At 38.7% G+C, this 15,315-nt stretch carries 11 protein-coding genes and 1 pseudogene; 7 read left to right on the top strand and 5 right to left on the bottom strand.

Annotated elements, in window-relative coordinates; translation table 11 throughout:
• Nucleotides 1-90: 90 nt before the first annotated feature.
• The 3 genes from L0B53_RS12970 (at nt 91) to dnaK (ending at nt 4,622) form a co-directional block, all read left to right on the top strand.
• Nucleotides 91-1,449, top strand: a complete 1,359-nt coding sequence (locus L0B53_RS12970) for an adenylosuccinate lyase family protein (RefSeq protein WP_235060031.1) — start codon at nt 91-93, stop codon at nt 1,447-1,449.
• 723 nt (nt 1,450-2,172) lie between these two features.
• Entirely contained in the window at nt 2,173-2,592 is a 420-nt protein-coding gene (locus L0B53_RS12965) for an Hsp20 family protein (protein WP_235060030.1), read from the top strand.
• Nucleotides 2,593-2,723: 131 nt separating this feature from the next.
• A complete protein-coding gene (gene dnaK, locus L0B53_RS12960; protein ID WP_235060029.1) occupies nt 2,724-4,622 on the top strand; it encodes a molecular chaperone DnaK in 1,899 nt (632 codons plus the stop codon).
• Between the two features lie 279 nt (nt 4,623-4,901).
• On the opposite strand, the pseudogene L0B53_RS12955 reads toward dnaK, so the two are convergent.
• The 3 genes and pseudogenes from L0B53_RS12955 to L0B53_RS12945 form a co-directional block, all read right to left on the bottom strand.
• A pseudogene (locus L0B53_RS12955) lies at nt 4,902-5,680 on the bottom strand (hypothetical protein).
• A 213-nt stretch (nt 5,681-5,893) separates the two neighbouring features.
• A complete protein-coding gene (locus L0B53_RS12950) occupies nt 5,894-6,811 on the bottom strand; it encodes a family 20 glycosylhydrolase (RefSeq protein WP_235060028.1) in 918 nt (305 codons plus the stop codon).
• A gap of 288 nt (nt 6,812-7,099) precedes the next feature.
• Nucleotides 7,100-8,836: a sodium:solute symporter family transporter gene (locus L0B53_RS12945; protein WP_235060027.1), complete on the bottom strand. Its 1,737-nt coding sequence runs from the start codon at nt 8,834-8,836 to the stop codon at nt 7,100-7,102.
• A 576-nt stretch (nt 8,837-9,412) separates the two neighbouring features.
• Here L0B53_RS12945 and L0B53_RS12940 point away from each other — a divergent pair.
• The 4 genes from L0B53_RS12940 to L0B53_RS12925 all read left to right on the top strand — a co-directional run bounded on the left by L0B53_RS12940 (nt 9,413) and on the right by L0B53_RS12925 (nt 13,350).
• Complete coding sequence (locus L0B53_RS12940; protein ID WP_235060026.1) at nt 9,413-9,964, top strand: ester cyclase; 552 nt, start codon at nt 9,413-9,415, stop codon at nt 9,962-9,964.
• Nucleotides 9,957-10,982 carry an ester cyclase gene (locus tag L0B53_RS12935; RefSeq protein ID WP_235060025.1) on the top strand — a complete coding sequence of 342 codons (1,026 nt, stop codon included), beginning with the start codon at nt 9,957-9,959 and terminating at the stop codon, nt 10,980-10,982. The genes L0B53_RS12940 and L0B53_RS12935 overlap by 8 nt, the downstream gene beginning before the upstream one ends.
• Nucleotides 10,983-11,045: 63 nt before the next feature.
• The gene (locus tag L0B53_RS12930) at nt 11,046-12,056 is read left to right on the top strand and encodes an ester cyclase (protein WP_235060024.1); all 1,011 of its coding nucleotides are present in this window, start codon (nt 11,046-11,048) and stop codon (nt 12,054-12,056) included.
• Between the two features lie 310 nt (nt 12,057-12,366).
• A complete protein-coding gene (locus L0B53_RS12925; protein WP_235060023.1) occupies nt 12,367-13,350 on the top strand; it encodes an AIR synthase family protein in 984 nt (327 codons plus the stop codon).
• A 143-nt stretch (nt 13,351-13,493) separates the two neighbouring features.
• Here L0B53_RS12925 and L0B53_RS12920 read toward each other — a convergent pair whose 3' ends face one another.
• Both L0B53_RS12920 and L0B53_RS12915 read right to left on the bottom strand, forming a co-directional pair.
• Complete coding sequence (locus tag L0B53_RS12920; RefSeq protein ID WP_409202839.1) at nt 13,494-14,261, bottom strand: alpha/beta fold hydrolase; 768 nt, start codon at nt 14,259-14,261, stop codon at nt 13,494-13,496.
• A gap of 8 nt (nt 14,262-14,269) precedes the next feature.
• Nucleotides 14,270-15,277 (bottom strand): cupin domain-containing protein, encoded by a 1,008-nt coding sequence (locus L0B53_RS12915; RefSeq protein ID WP_235060021.1) that lies wholly within the window; start codon nt 15,275-15,277, stop codon nt 14,270-14,272.
• Nucleotides 15,278-15,315: the final 38 nt, after the last annotated feature.

Below are 15,315 nucleotides of genomic sequence, written 5' to 3'. Positions count from 1 at the left end.
TATGATTGGGGCGAACGAGCATTGCCAACAACCTCGCAACTTCAAGTAAGAAGGGTATAAATGCACCTATTTTTTGGTAAGGAGAGATTGATGTCCAAATTAACCGTGTCCGTGTTTGATTCCGTACTATATTCACCGCTGTTCACTCAAAAAGAGATGAAGCAGATCTGGTCTGATGAAAACCTAATTAATTGCTGGCTAACGTTTGAGAAATCAATTGCTGAAGTCCAAGCTGATCTAGGCTTAATCCCCTCAGATGCTATCGATGCGATCCATGCCGTTTGTCAGCCTGAAAATATTGATTGGACTCGCTTGTCGCAAGAGACACAAACTGTCGGGATGGCGATTAAGCCTTTGATTGATCAATTAAGCGATCAAGGCAATGCGGAGGTGAAAAAATATATTCATTGGGGCTGTACCACCCAAGACCTGCTTGATACCAGTTTAGCGATGCGTTTAAAAAGTAGCTTACAACTGTTACGCAAACAATTGGTTGAATTAGCTGATGAGCTAGTCAAGATGGTCGAGACTCACCGAAATACCGTGATGGTTGCTCGAACCAATTCAATGGATGCGCTACCCACCACTTGGGGATTACAAGTCAGCTCTTACCTGCAAGAAGTCACCCGTCATCTGGTTCGTTTAGATCAACTCTACCCAAGAGCAATAACTGGCCTCTATGGTGGTGCGGTGGGTAATTTTTCTTCGTTAGGTAAGCAAGGTTTGCAAGTTCGTTCAGCGCTTTTCAAAAAATTAGCCCTGACTGAACCTAAAGGATTAGGGAATGCGAGTCTTGATCATATTGCAGAAACGGTTCAATTTTTTGCCCTCATTCATGGTTCAATGTGTCGAATCGCTAATGATGTTGAAACCATGGGTCGTGCATCAACAGCTGAAGTTCGCGAAGGTGAAGGCGGTGGTGGTTCAAGTACCATGCCACATAAAGCTAATCCACGTGCATCCAATATGATTCAAACCTTATCTCGAATGGGCTGGATGTACGCCAGTGGTGCGCCGAATTTAATGGATCAGCAAGATGTGCGTTCAGCATCAATGCGAGTATTGAACTGGACAGTGGTGCCTGAAGCCTCGCTTGCTATCTCAACATCATTAGATCGCGCAACCCGTTTAATGGCTAATTTAATCGTTAATAAAGAACAAATGCGTGAAAATTTCGCTCACTCTCGACATTTCATTATGTCAGAAGCGGTCATGATGAAAGCCGCAGAAAAAGTCGGTCGTGGTGAAGGGTATGCCGCGATTAAACAAGCATTGGCAAATACTGCTCATTCAGCAAACTTAAAAGAGATTTTATTAACATCAGAAGCTGTATTAGCGATCTTATCTCCAGATGAAATTACTCAAGCTTGTAATCCTGACCATTACTTAGGCTGTAATGATCAGCTTATTGATGAAACGCTAGCGGGCTATCTAAGCGTTAGAACTTAAGTCATAAAGTAATAATTTAATCCAATCTTTCCTTAAATATCCAATATTTCAATAACCTATGAAAAATCTTTGATATTTAAGGGAGCTCAACACATATCAGGAATTCTATTAACCAACACCATATTATTCTTTATCTTAAACTCCCCTCCTCTTCCTCCGCATCACCACTTTCACCGCCTCATTTTAAACAAAAAAATAAACCCAACATCTTGAAAATTCACCTCTACATCCCTATATATAAGTTTGTAATGAATTAAGTCGAATCAGTGGACTGTTATCTAGACCCTTTATACTTGAAGTCGCTAGGTTGTTGGCTATACTCGTTCGCCCCAGCCATTTAGTACATCTGTACTCATGAAGCATCACTCACTTGCCGTCTTCTAGCAACGCCAATTATTTTATCTATAGCACTTATGTTAACAATTTATCATTTCCATAAAAATCAAATTACTTTAAATAATCTATTGACAGTTTAACTCCGGAAGCATATATTAATTACACGAACTGCCTTATGGAGTTCATATTGATAATCCTCTTCGCCTATTAAAGGGAAGATATGGAATATCAAAACCAGATATTTATAAAAAGTAGATATCTTAAATACTGGACATAATGAATACTGATTCACAGTCCAATTTTTTAAATAGAAGGATATGTCCGTATGGAATATCACTTCATTCTTAGTTTACCTAAGAACTATTGCTTATCAAAAAGGATAGTATTATGCGAAATGTAGATCTTTCTCCCCTATATCGCCATGCAATTGGCTTTGATCGCCTGTTTAATTTAGCAGAAACTAATGCTAAAAAATCGACATCAGGTGGATATCCTCCCTATAACATCGAACAAAAAGATGAAAATAACTACAGAATAACCATGGCTGTAGCCGGTTTCTCTAAAAGTGATTTAAACCTTACTCAAAATGAAAATATGTTGATCGTATCAGGTGAATTAACCCCTGATAAAACTAAGCGAAATTATGTCTATCAAGGCATTGCTGAACGCAACTTTGAGCGAAAATTTCAACTTGCTGACTATGTAAGAGTCTCTAGCGCAAGTATGGAAAATGGACTATTACACATTGATCTAGTCCGTGAAGTGCCAGAAGCGATGAAGCCTCGACAGATCACGATTAACAAATAGTTACCCTTGTTATCTAAGGATACAACTTCGTTTTTATTATTATCAGAGTGTGTTTCTCAAACATATCACTCACACTCTCTGACATCATTAAGTTCATTAGAAAAAATAATGAATAAAATAAGGTTTATATTATGAGTAAGATTATTGGTATCGATTTAGGAACAACAAATTCATGTGTCTCTGTATTAGATGGAGACACTCCTAGAGTTATTGAAAATGCAGAAGGCGAACGTACCACTGCATCAGTCATTGCTTATACCGATGGTGAAACCCTTGTCGGTCAACCAGCAAAACGTCAGGCTGTCACAAACCCTGAAAATACGTTATTTGCAATTAAGCGTTTAATTGGTCGTCGTTTCGAAGATAAAGAAGTTCAGCGTGATATTGAGATTATGCCATTCAATATTATCAAAGCGGATAACGGTGATGCTTGGGTTGAAGCTAAAGGTCAAAAAATGGCAGCACCTCAAGTTTCAGCTGAAATCTTAAAGAAAATGAAGAAGACAGCAGAAGAGTTTCTTGGCGAAAGCGTGTCTGAAGCCGTCATTACTGTTCCTGCTTACTTCAATGATGCACAACGCCAAGCAACCAAAGATGCAGGACGAATTGCAGGTTTAGAAGTTAAACGTATTATTAATGAACCTACAGCAGCAGCACTTGCCTATGGTTTAGATAAACAAGATGGCGAACGTACCATTGCTGTTTATGATTTAGGTGGTGGAACATTTGATATCTCGATCATCGAGATCGATCAAGTTGAAGGTGATAAAACATTCGAGGTATTGTCGACAAATGGTGATACTCACCTTGGCGGTGAAGATTTCGATAATCGATTAATTAATTTCCTTATTGATACTTTTAAAGCAGAGCAAGGCATTGATCTGAAGCAAGATCCACTCGCGATGCAACGCGTTAAAGAAGCGGCTGAAAAAGCTAAAATTGAGCTCTCTTCTGCGATGCAAACGGATGTCAATTTACCTTATGTGACGGCAGATGCGACTGGACCTAAACACCTGAACATTAAAGTTACTCGGGCAAAATTAGAGTCTTTAGTTGAGGATTTAATTGATCGCTCTTTAGAACCATTGAAAATTGCACTTGCCGATGCTGATCTTCAAATCTCTGATATTACTGATGTTATTCTTGTCGGTGGTCAGACTCGAATGCCGATGGTTCAAGAAAAAATGTCTGCATTCTTTGGTCAAGAGCCACGTAAAGATGTTAACCCAGATGAAGCTGTTGCTATGGGTGCCGCCGTTCAAGGGGCTGTTCTTGCTGGTGATGTAAAAGATGTATTATTGTTAGATGTCACGCCACTCTCCTTTGGTATCGAAACCATGGGGGGAGTAATGACTAAGCTGATTGAGAAGAATACGACGATTCCAACCAAGGCTGAGCAGGTTTTCTCAACGGCTGAAGATAACCAAAGTGCCGTGACTATTCATGTGTTACAAGGTGAACGCAAACAAGCGACCTACAACAAGTCACTTGGGCAATTTAACCTTGAAGGTATACAAGCAGCACCGCGTGGAACGGCGCAAATTGAAGTTTCATTTGATCTAGATGCTGATGGTATCTTAAATGTAACCGCAAAAGATAAGACCACAGGCAAAGAGCAGAAGATTACCATTCAAGCTTCAGGGGGCTTAACTGAATCTGAAATTGAACAAATGGTACAAGAAGCGGAAGCGAACAAAGAAACGGATAAGTTATTTGAAGAGTTAGTGACAATACGAAACCAAGCTGATCACTTAATTCACTCTACGACGAAGCAGATTGAAGAAACTGGAGATACATTGTCTTCGACAGATAAAGCAGAGATCGAGAATGCAATTAAAGCACTTGAAGCGGTTAAAACCAGTGAAAACAAAGCTGATATTGAAGCAAAAGTTGAATTATTGGCTAAGGCTGCTCAAAAGTTAGCTCAAACACAACCAAATCAAAACACTCAAAGTGACAGTACAGGATCAAATAATGGCGCTAAGTCAGATGAAGATGTGATTGATGCTGAGTTTGAAGAGATGAAGTAAAACCCTTATCTCATTTAGATATACCCAGAGGCGCCATGAGTATAGGTTTCTATATGATTGGAGCGAACGAGTGAAGCCAACAACCTAGCGACTTCAAGTATGAAGGGGATAGGCGAACGCGTACAGCCAAGAAGCTAGCTGCTTCAAGTAAGACGGGTATAAGTGGATAAGCTTTAATATTAAATAAAGCCTGAGTATGCTTTTAACTAGAAATAGTTATTTATACTCAGGCTTTGTTATTATCAAAATATCAACAGAATCCAATTTAAAAAACTATTCTTAGCCCTCGGTTAACTCTTCGTTCACCCAATATTTAGAACCTGTAATATTAGCATCAACTAACAGTCCTTTGGTGTTGATCTGATAGACTGCAATACCATTATTAAATACCGCCGCTAACTCCTCCCCTTCTGTCCCTGCGACAAGAGAGGCTTCACTTGATGCTTCCCAACCTTCTGTGACAAAGGTATCGAAATCTTTCTTATTTTCAAAAAAGACAATTTGCTGATAGAACTTTCCACCTAAACCAAGAGAAGCACCTGCACCAAACATTCCCATATAGGTTCTCTTCTTTGTTGTTTTATCCACCGCAACACCAGAACCTGAATTAGTGGTTAAAAGAAGTGAGAATTTACGAGAATCAAAGACTGCATAGCCATAGGCTTTATCATATAATTGCTTAGTGTCTGCTTTATCATTAAATAACTTCATTAAAGCAGTATCTGCCATTAAATCGATGGCTTCTCGTGCTTCTTCAGGTGTGTCACCTTTCATTAACTCATCCATCTTTTTATCAGCACTGTCGATCCACTCTTTACTTTTTTTACACTGGCATCGGTCCACTCGCCAGTGGTATTGATCGCGCTATCAGCCCAATCCGTAAAACTTTGCCATGTCTCAGTTGAAAACTCTTTCGTGCTTTTCCAAGCCCCTTTTGCTCCTTCGGAGACTGAGTCACCAAAATCTGAAATTGAACCTGAAAGATCTTTCCATTCTGCATAGACAGGAGAAGTGGACGAGGCTAATAGAATAGCGGCGGCAAGTAATTTTTTTTTCATTATGAGTCCTCAACTAGCTTTATACTTATATACTACCAGCGTTATAACCTTGTGTTTAATGAATTTATAAATTTCACTATAAAATCAGACTGAACCGCTAAGCAACTCGTTATCTTGATCAAAAAAACGCAGAACAGAAACTTTACTCAATATCAGTAAAGTCTCCATTTTGCGTCTATTTTTTAATCTATTAATGATAAAAAATACTTTTTATTAACGACTTAATGTATTAACTAAAATCTCAGTTGGTCTAGCGATAGCGACAACCACTTCATCGTACACCGCCGCACTCTTTGCTAAAACATCACGGGTTACATCAATTTGGGTAGATGACACTGAGCCAGTCTCTAATAATTGTTCGAGAAGTTGTTTTGCAGCATAGGCTACATCCACATGCTTTTGTGCTATCTCTTGGCTATCGACAGATGCGATATTATCAGCAAAGATCATTTTACTTAATTTTGCACTATCTAACACTTGATTATAATGTGCTAATAAATTTGTCATTGCAGCACGATCGGTAGTTTGCGTTGCTAATTTCTCCATATCTAGCACTTTAAAGCTTTCAACGGGTAGCGCATCAGCAAAACGATTTAAACGTTCGCTTTGGCTATATAACTCACCTTTTGGTTCCGTTTGATTGAATTTAATCCAGTTGCGCGCATAATATTGTGCAGGTTCAGCGTAGTTAGCAAGTTGACGCAAAGGAGCAACATCATGACCATTTGCCAATCTTAACAATTGCTTTTCAATGCTGGTTTTTTGTTGCAAACCAACAGAAATGGTAGACCAACGATCCATTGTCTGTAATCGCTGATACATACTTGCTTCATCTGTTAATTCTTCACTGGACCATAAACGCTCTGCAACCACATAACTACGCGGCCAAATACGATTATCTAAGGTTGAATCATCATAGTTTTCAGCCCAGATTGCTGCTTCACCACCAAGAATTAACTTTTGTTCTTTCTTGGTTAAACTAACTGGATACCCGCCATTTGGCGTCGGAATTTCACTTCCTTTTATCGACGTTGCAGCCACTAATTCACCCGTTGCTGGCCAACGGACATTTCCCACAAGCTGATAACTTTCCTGAGCTAATTTTAGATCATTAAAGGGAAATTTTAACAAGATACAAGAACTTAGAAGATGAAAAGTTTAAAGATATTTTCACGCATAAAAAAACCTTGCTCTTATTCTTACTATCTAAATAATCGATAATGGAATAAAAACAAGGCATATTTAGTTATATATCTTTCATACTTGAAGATGCTAGGTTGTTGACTACGTTTGTTCGCCCCAATCATATAATACATCTATATTCATGGGGCCTCACTTGCTTGCCGCCAACTAGCAACTTTAATTATCTTAGATAGAATTAATTAATGTTAAGAGAACATTGTCTCTTATAGTCATTGATTATTTAGCATCAGCCGTGACTTGAGACTTTTGGCTAGAGTTTAAGAAAACACGAACAAAGTAACCAATGATAGCCGCAGCAACGATAAATACTGACACTTTAGCAAACAGGGTTAAATTATCAGGTTGATCAGCAAACTCATTAATTCCCCATAAGAAGACTAGCGAGAATACAAACATCACAAGAAGTCCGTAGCTTGCTTTATCAATCTTACCCGGAATTAAGTACCAGCCATTTTCCATTGTTGGCTTCTTAAGACGAGCATACTCAGCTTGCTGCCCTTTTACTGTATATTGATGCATTTCTGTCTGTTTACCAGTGATAAGTAAACTTGCAACATAAGCAACGGAAGCATTCACAACAACACCAATAACACAATACCAAGGCCATGATACATCTGTCTGCATTGCGGTATACATAATGGCTAAGAAACTTGCTGCAACACCAATTAATAACCCTTTCTCTGTTATGTGCTTAGAGTAGAATCCAAGGACAAACATACAGAAGTTAGCTCCAACAAAGTAAGAACCGGCTTTACTTAGTACTTCAAGTATCGAACCAGTACTTGTTGCAAACATCAATGCAGGAACGATAACAAACACAGCCCAAATAAGTGTAAAGACACGAGAGGCTTTGAGGTAGTGCTCTTCACTCTCATTTTTCTTATAGAAACGTTTGTAGAAATCTTCTACAGAAACGGTTGCCATCGAGTTAAACGCAGAATCAAGACTTGACATACTTGCCGCTAAAATTGCCGCTGCAATGATCCCCATTAAACCAGGTAACCCATACTCACTCGCATAATGAAGAATAATTGTATTGCCATTTTCGAATGGTTTGCCGTCGTAATAAGCATTAAACAAAATGCCTAATAGGATAAATACAAAATAAATAAAGAATGCAACATAACCCATCATTAACATCGATTTTTTTGCATCACCCATGCTTTTTGCTGCCATACAACGCTGAACCATCATCTGGTTACCGCCGTAAACTGTACTATGGAACATGGTCATCGCGATAACACCCGCCCATACTGTGGTGACTTCACTCAGATTCATGGTCGTTTTTAACCCATTAGTCATGCCATCCGCTTTAAGATCCGCCATCACTTGAGTCATTGGCTCTGGCATACCATTCCAAACAGCTTCAATGATAATAAATGCACCAATAAACAAAATTGCAGCTTGAATCACATCCGTCCAGATTACCGCAGCAATCCCGCCCATTAAGGTATAAACCAGTGCTATCGAAGTCACAATAACAATACAGTAAGCGACATCTATCCCTGTAATAAACTCTAAGATTAAGGCGGTTGCATACAAAACGGCGGCTGAACTGATAGATTGTTTTGTTAAAAAGATAAGAGAAAGAAGCAGACGTGATGTTTTACCAAAGCGGCGTTCTTGATATTCATAAATTGATGTCAAACCCGTGTTATAGAAAAAAGGCATAAAGACAGCAACGATAAATAAGATAACCAAAGGATAATTAAGATGAATTGCAATAACCGATAATCCTTCTTTATATGACCATGCTGGACCACCTAAAAATGACATCGCACTAACATAAGTACTAACAACGGATATACCAATCGCCCACCAAGGGATACTTTTATCACCCAATGCAAATTGACTTGCTGAAGTCACTTTACGACCAATGAATAGTCCTAAAACTAGGGTTAATGCAATATACCCCCCAAGAATAGTCCAGTTTAACGCTCCAAATTCATACATTATTTATGTTCCTTCATATATTGATATGCAATATTTGATAAATGGTCATCTTCACTTACCAAATATTAATACTTACGCTAGCCACCACTGACTACGTATCCATTTTAATATGATAGAAGTATCATACTTTTCTCGATACCCCTCCTTTATTCCATTAATTAATAATAATTACTTCTTATACAAACTAACTAATGTTAAATAAATGTCAACAGATTATTTCTGTCGATATGCTCAACTTCAAATATTTAATGATACAAAACACAATTTCTGTTAACCAAGGCTGTATTTTTAGGCATTAATCCTTGTTTTAAATCAATGTTAATCTAATGCATTGATAAAATAGTATTATTATTATCAAGTTTGTGCATTACTTCAACAAAACGAGTGTTACATCATCAACAAATAATCTTGAAGTTCATCACAATTACATATTTGAAAAGTCAAAAATGTTAATAAAAAGTTGCTTATTAAGTTGTAGTATTTAATATTGAATTCGTATGCAGAGCATTCGTCATGAAAATTAAAAACATCTAAAACAACGTAACCACCTAAATAACGATAAAATGAGGGATTAATATGGATATTAACAATAATCGCCCACTGCAAGGCGTATTAACTCAAGATAATGATTTGTCAAAAACTGACGAGACGATTTCAGTGATTGACTCGATGGTTGATGGACTCAATGATCATGATATCGACAATATGGGACGATTTTTTGCAGAATCTTTTCGTTGGATGGGAAATGGTGGTTGCGGCTTTAAAAAAGATTTAAAAGAATTTCAAGATAATTGGCAACGCCCTTTCCAAGCGGCTTTCTCTGATAAAGTTTGTATCGATGAAGCTCGTTTAACCCAAGGCGAATGGTGTGCAGCTTTCGGTCGCCAAGAAGCGACACACAGTGGAACATTTATGGGTTTAGCGCCAACAGGGAAAAAAGTGATTATCCGTTATATGGATTTTTGGAAGGTTGTTGACGGTAAAATCGTTCATAATTACGTGATGGTGGATTTCCCAGGCGTAATGATGCAATTAGGTTTAGATCCATTTAATGGGTTTGGTTGGGAACATAAAGATAGTCAAGAAAACCCGCTATATAAGCAAGATATGGCTGAAGCAAATGCTTAGTCTTAACTCAGCATCCAATAGCCAGCAACTCATTAATCAATTTAATGCATTAATGTATGACTTTGACAGCATTACACTTAAGAAGTTTATAGAAGAAAATATTTCTCAACAGGCACTCATTCAGATGGCATACCCATTTGAAACGCTTGAATCCAGAGAGAGTTTGCTCGAAGAGGTCTATTCTCCATTACTTCAAGCCATTCCTGATTTAGAAAAACGAACTTACATTTCAATGTCGGGAATAACCAATAACCGAGAGTGGGTTGGTTGCGCGGGATACTATACTGGTTCATTCATGGAACCTTGGTTGGATATACCTGCAACAGGTCATCAAGTTTTCATGCGTTTCCATGAATTCTATTGTATTGAAAATGGAAAAATTGTTGAGATTCAATCTTTATGGGATATCCCACAGGTTATGCACCAAGCAAACTGTTGGCCAATGTCTCCAAGCTTAGGTTTAGAAGTTAATCCACCAGGGCCTGCAACGTTAGATGGCATCACTCAAACACCATCTCCAGACCTTGCTGACAAAAGTTTAACAACCGTCATCGAGATGCTAACTGGTTTATCCCGATATGCCGAAGGGGGTCGAGATGCGATGGAGTTAGAGAAATATTGGCACCCTCATAGTAGCTGGTATGGTCCTTCAGGTATTGGGACTTGTCGTGGCGTTCAAGGGTTTCGTAACTGGCATCAAATTCCATTTTTAAACGCCCTGCCCGATCGCCGTTCTAACGAAGATCAAGGTTATCTATTTGCTGATAATAATTATGTCGCCTTTACCGCTTGGCCAGGAATGGAAATGACCGTATCAGGAGATGGTTGGTTAGGGATTGCACCTTCCAACCAAAGAATCACAATGCGCAGTTTAGATTTTTGGCGTTGTGAAGATGACAAAATTAGAGAGAATTGGGTTCTCGTTGACCTACTTGATGTTTATAACCAATTAGGTGTAAATGTCTTGGCTCGAATGAAAGAACTGAATAAAGCACGTTACCGCAACTTTGCTCATTAAATAGCTCTTATACTCATTTCCTTGTGTATATAAAGCTGCATTCATTAAATTAAGGATAATAAAATGTCGATGACTGGTTTTGACCCTAAATGGAAAGATTTCCCCGATTACATTATTGGTATTACTAAAGAAATTTGGGAAGATCGTGGCTTACATACATTACACCAATACTATGCCAAAGATATTGTAGTACGAACTCCTCAATCTATCTCTATCGGTAACCAAGGGGTTATCAATAATACCATGGAAGTATTAGCTAAATTCCCAGATCGTACCCTTTATGGTGAAGATGTTATTTGGTCAGGAAATCCAGAAGATGGAATGCTCTCTTCACATAGAATTATCTCTACAGCAACGGATGTCGAGACTGGGAAAAAGCTAAAATTCCGTATCATTGCAGATTGTCATGCAAAAAATAATCAAATTGATGATGAATGGTTAATTCGCGATCAAGGCGCAATTGCTCGTCAATTAGGTTATACACCAGCAGAATACAGCATGAAACTGATTGAAGATGAAGGTGGGATCGAAAAAAGTTCTCCGGTATTCTTACCCGCTCAAGATGTTGAAGGTCCCTACCCAGGAAAGGGTAATGATAATCAATTCGGCCAAAAATATGCCGAAATATTAGAATCCATCATGGCAGCTAACCTTACGATTATTCCAAAAGAGTATGACCGAGCTTGTATTGGTGAATATGCCGGTGGCCAGAGTGCGCTTTCATACAGTGAAGTTGACCAGTTTTGGGTAAACCTCCGTTCAGCCTTTCCAAATGCAGTCTTCAAAATTGAGCATCAAATTGGTTTAGAGGGCGATAATATGTCCCCTCGTGCAGCCATTCGTTGGAGCTTAGAAGGTAAACATGAAGGTTTTGGTGCTTTTGGCAAACCAACCGGTGCCAATGTATATATTATGGGCGCATGTCATGCCGAGTTTGGTCCTTGGGGTATCCGTCGAGAATTTGCTTTCTATGACGAAATCGCTATTTGGAAGCAGATTCAACAATTTGTCGCTAAAAAAAACTCAGTTACTGATAATAAAAACAATCAAAGCGAATCTCAAAAAGCCGCTTAATTTCATTCTATACCTAAAATAATTGGCATTGCTAGTAGGCAGTAAACGAATGAGACCCCATGAGCATAGGTTTTCTAGATGATTGGGGTGAATGAATGCAGCCAACAACCGAGCAACTTCAAGTAAGAAGGGTATAAAGCTAAAAAATAGAGCCATATTTGCTCCTAAATGGAGTAAGTATGGCTTTTTTATCGATGAATAACCCCAAAAAATAATCTCATATCGACAAATAAAACACTGGTATTCAACGCGGTTTCATACAATCATAAGTCAATAAAATCTAGTGTCAGCAACAAGTAGAGATAACGTCGTGAAAATCGGTAAGTTAAATGCAACAGACCTACAGCAGGTCATTTTTAGTAATATTCATCATCAACGTGAAGAAATTCTCACTAATCCACAAATTGGTGATGATTGTGCGGTAATCGATTTTGGTGATAAGGTCGCTTATCTCTCCAGTGATCCCATCACAGGAACTAGCCAAGGCATTGGTCAGTTAGCCATCAATATTAACTGTAATGATATTGCCACTGCGGGTGTTGCACCAGTCGCCATTCTGCTGACGATATTAGCCCCGGAAGGTACGACTCAAGAACAATTACATCAAGTAATGCAAGACGCTGAAGCTCAATGCCATCTCCTCAATGTCTCGATCATTGGCGGGCATACTGAGATCACCAAAGCAGTCAATCAATTAATCATTTCAGCAACCGCAATTGGCATTGGAAATAAACATGATTATCAAGCCAAAGATCCTGTGGTAGCAGAGGATATTTTACTCTTAACAAAAGGAGTTGGTATCGAAGGTACTGGGATTATTGCTTTTGAAAAAGAACAAGAGTTAAAATCATCCTTACCGCAAACGCTTATCGAACAAGCTAAATCCCTACTTAATCAAACCAGCGTGGTCGAAGAAGGAATCATCTCTTCCCCTTACGTTAAAGCAATGCACGATGTGACAGAAGGTGGGGTTTTAGGCGCTGTTTGGGAATTATCAGAACGCTACCATTTAGGTGCAGAGATCCAACAACAGCAACTGCATGTCTCCCAAGCTACGGCACAAATTTGTCTTCACTTTAACATCGATCCACTTAAGTTGATTTCAAGCGGTTCCATGTTGATGATCGTTGATAAAAATAGGGTTCAATTATTAGAAAGTCAGCTCAATCAAGCCGGTATACCATCGTTCCAGATAGGTCATCTCACTACCGATAAAAGACGCGTCTTAATCAATAAAGCGCAAGTCTCTATTATTGCAGAGCCTGAAAGTGATGAACTTTATAAAGTGATTTAATAAAGGTCAGTTTGCTATAAAAATAAAAAGAGTCAGAACTAGGAATGCTAATTCTGACTCTGTAATAACAAATCAATGTAAAGATAAATCCTAAAAGATAACCCACTAAATAAGTTAAACCTTCAGTATTAAACTTTATTTCATTAAACTTGATTGACTAAATCTACACTTAATCTCTCTTCAGCAACTACATTTCCAGCTAAACCTTTACTTGTTAACCAATGGCTAAGAATCGAACCAACTTGTTGAGGCTTTTCCATTGTTGAAAGGTGGCCACAACCATCAATGACATGAAGTTCAGATTCAGAAATAGTGTCATTAATTAAAGTATGATTAACCATTGGACAGAGAAGGTCATCACTTCCTGTCATCACGAGTGTCGGCACTGTGATTTTTGAAAGTAATGGACGGCTATCTGCACGTGTCCCAATCGCTTCAGCATGAGCAATAAAGTGTGTTAACCCAATGTCAGTCGCCATTGCGGTTACACGGTCAGTTAAATTAGTTTCAACTAGGCGAGAAGGGTGAATAAGGACGGGCATTAAAATATCAGGGGTAATGTTATCAAACTCCCCCGCTTTAGCTTGATTGACCAAAATATTACGTTTATCGGTTACAGCTTGTACTTCATCTGCTGAGTTCGTGTCCATCAGTACTAAGCCTAAAACACGTTCCGGCGCTTGACGATAAACTTCAAAAGCTAAAATTCCGCCCATTGATAAGCCGCCTAACAAGAATTGCTCAGGAGCTTTATCTAGCACCTCTTTGGCCATTTCTTGCATTGTATTCGCCGCTTTAAGCCTAACGCAATAAGGAGCCACCCCTTCAGGCAACTCCTTATAAATCGGCTCAAACAACGACTCATTACAGAGCAATCCCGGTAACAATAATAACGGAACTGGTTGTTTGATTGTTAAACTCATCCATTGACCTCAGGCGATGAAGGTTGATCACTACCCAGGATGCAATATGTTAAACTTGAACCTCGTAGATTTTTCAAACTAATTGCCGCACCTTCTGGAATATTAAGAACATCACCAGACGTTAACACTAATTTAGCAGATTGACCTTTATCTTCAACTGTCACTAACGTATCGCCAGAGTAATTAATTAGCACTTGCTTCTCTTGTCGAGTATGAAGAGGAACCGCTTGATTATTATCCATTTGATAAGCATGAATACTCACATCATCCACACTCTTCACTTGGAAGTCATAGTTTGCAGCAGGGTGACCTGTTAAGGCAAATTGTTGATAGTTAGCTTGTTCAAAATCTTTCTGAACCGGACGGTAGCTATCTTTTAAAACGACATAAGGCATCATATCTTCTGCGGTATAGTTATCAAACTTAGTCATCTCTTCTGCAGTTAATAGAGGCATTAACTCACTGATATCGGGTGCTTGATCGCCATCAATCGTATCAATTAGCGAACCATCCGCTTTCAAGTAAAGACCATGCCCTTGACTCTCTTTTATAACATTAGGATGCCAGACAACACCACCACCAGAATTATCGCCACCAAGTACAGAGAACATAAAACCATAGTCACGGCCAACCACTTCAAAACCACGAAACAGGTTAGTTGGAATAGAGATAATATCGCCAGCAGAAAGAATGGCTTCATTTTCCCCTTCATTACCCCAATAGAATCGGAACTGACCTTTATAAACCAAAAATAGTTCTGCAGTATGATGAGAATGTAATGAGTTTTTGATACCTGGAGGTTGGCCTGCCGCACCAATATTAAATCCTGATGTTTCTCGGATATGAACATGTTGACGAGAACTTTCTGCCACTCCAGCACCAATAATACAGAAGTTATCTTTTAGATCACTTCCCGGTGTTCTTGCATCAATAAATGCGCTTGTACCCGGGATAAGCTCCATATAACGAACAAGGTTACTGTTCATCGTCGATTGTAATGTCATTTTTCATCCTTAAAAATTGAGTTTAACGTTAAATCCAA

The sequence above is a fragment of the Vibrio sp. SS-MA-C1-2 genome, from assembly GCF_021513135.1.
In the GTDB taxonomy this organism is placed as follows: Bacteria; Pseudomonadota; Gammaproteobacteria; order Enterobacterales; family Vibrionaceae.
The sequence above is the reverse complement of the archived record's forward strand: the minus strand, read 5'-3'. Positions and strand labels throughout refer to the sequence as shown.

Coding starts and splice junctions, on each gene's coding strand:
- L0B53_RS12970 (WP_235060031.1), top strand. CDS start 91: ATGTCCAAATTAACCGTGTCCGTGTTTGATTCCGTACTATATTCACCG.
- L0B53_RS12965 (WP_235060030.1), top strand. CDS start 2,173: ATGCGAAATGTAGATCTTTCTCCCCTATATCGCCATGCAATTGGCTTT.
- dnaK (WP_235060029.1), top strand. CDS start 2,724: ATGAGTAAGATTATTGGTATCGATTTAGGAACAACAAATTCATGTGTC.
- L0B53_RS12945 (WP_235060027.1), bottom strand. CDS start 8,836: ATGTATGAATTTGGAGCGTTAAACTGGACTATTCTTGGGGGGTATATT.
- L0B53_RS12940 (WP_235060026.1), top strand. CDS start 9,413: ATGGATATTAACAATAATCGCCCACTGCAAGGCGTATTAACTCAAGAT.
- L0B53_RS12935 (WP_235060025.1), top strand. CDS start 9,957: ATGCTTAGTCTTAACTCAGCATCCAATAGCCAGCAACTCATTAATCAA.
- L0B53_RS12930 (WP_235060024.1), top strand. CDS start 11,046: ATGTCGATGACTGGTTTTGACCCTAAATGGAAAGATTTCCCCGATTAC.
- L0B53_RS12915 (WP_235060021.1), bottom strand. CDS start 15,277: ATGACATTACAATCGACGATGAACAGTAACCTTGTTCGTTATATGGAG.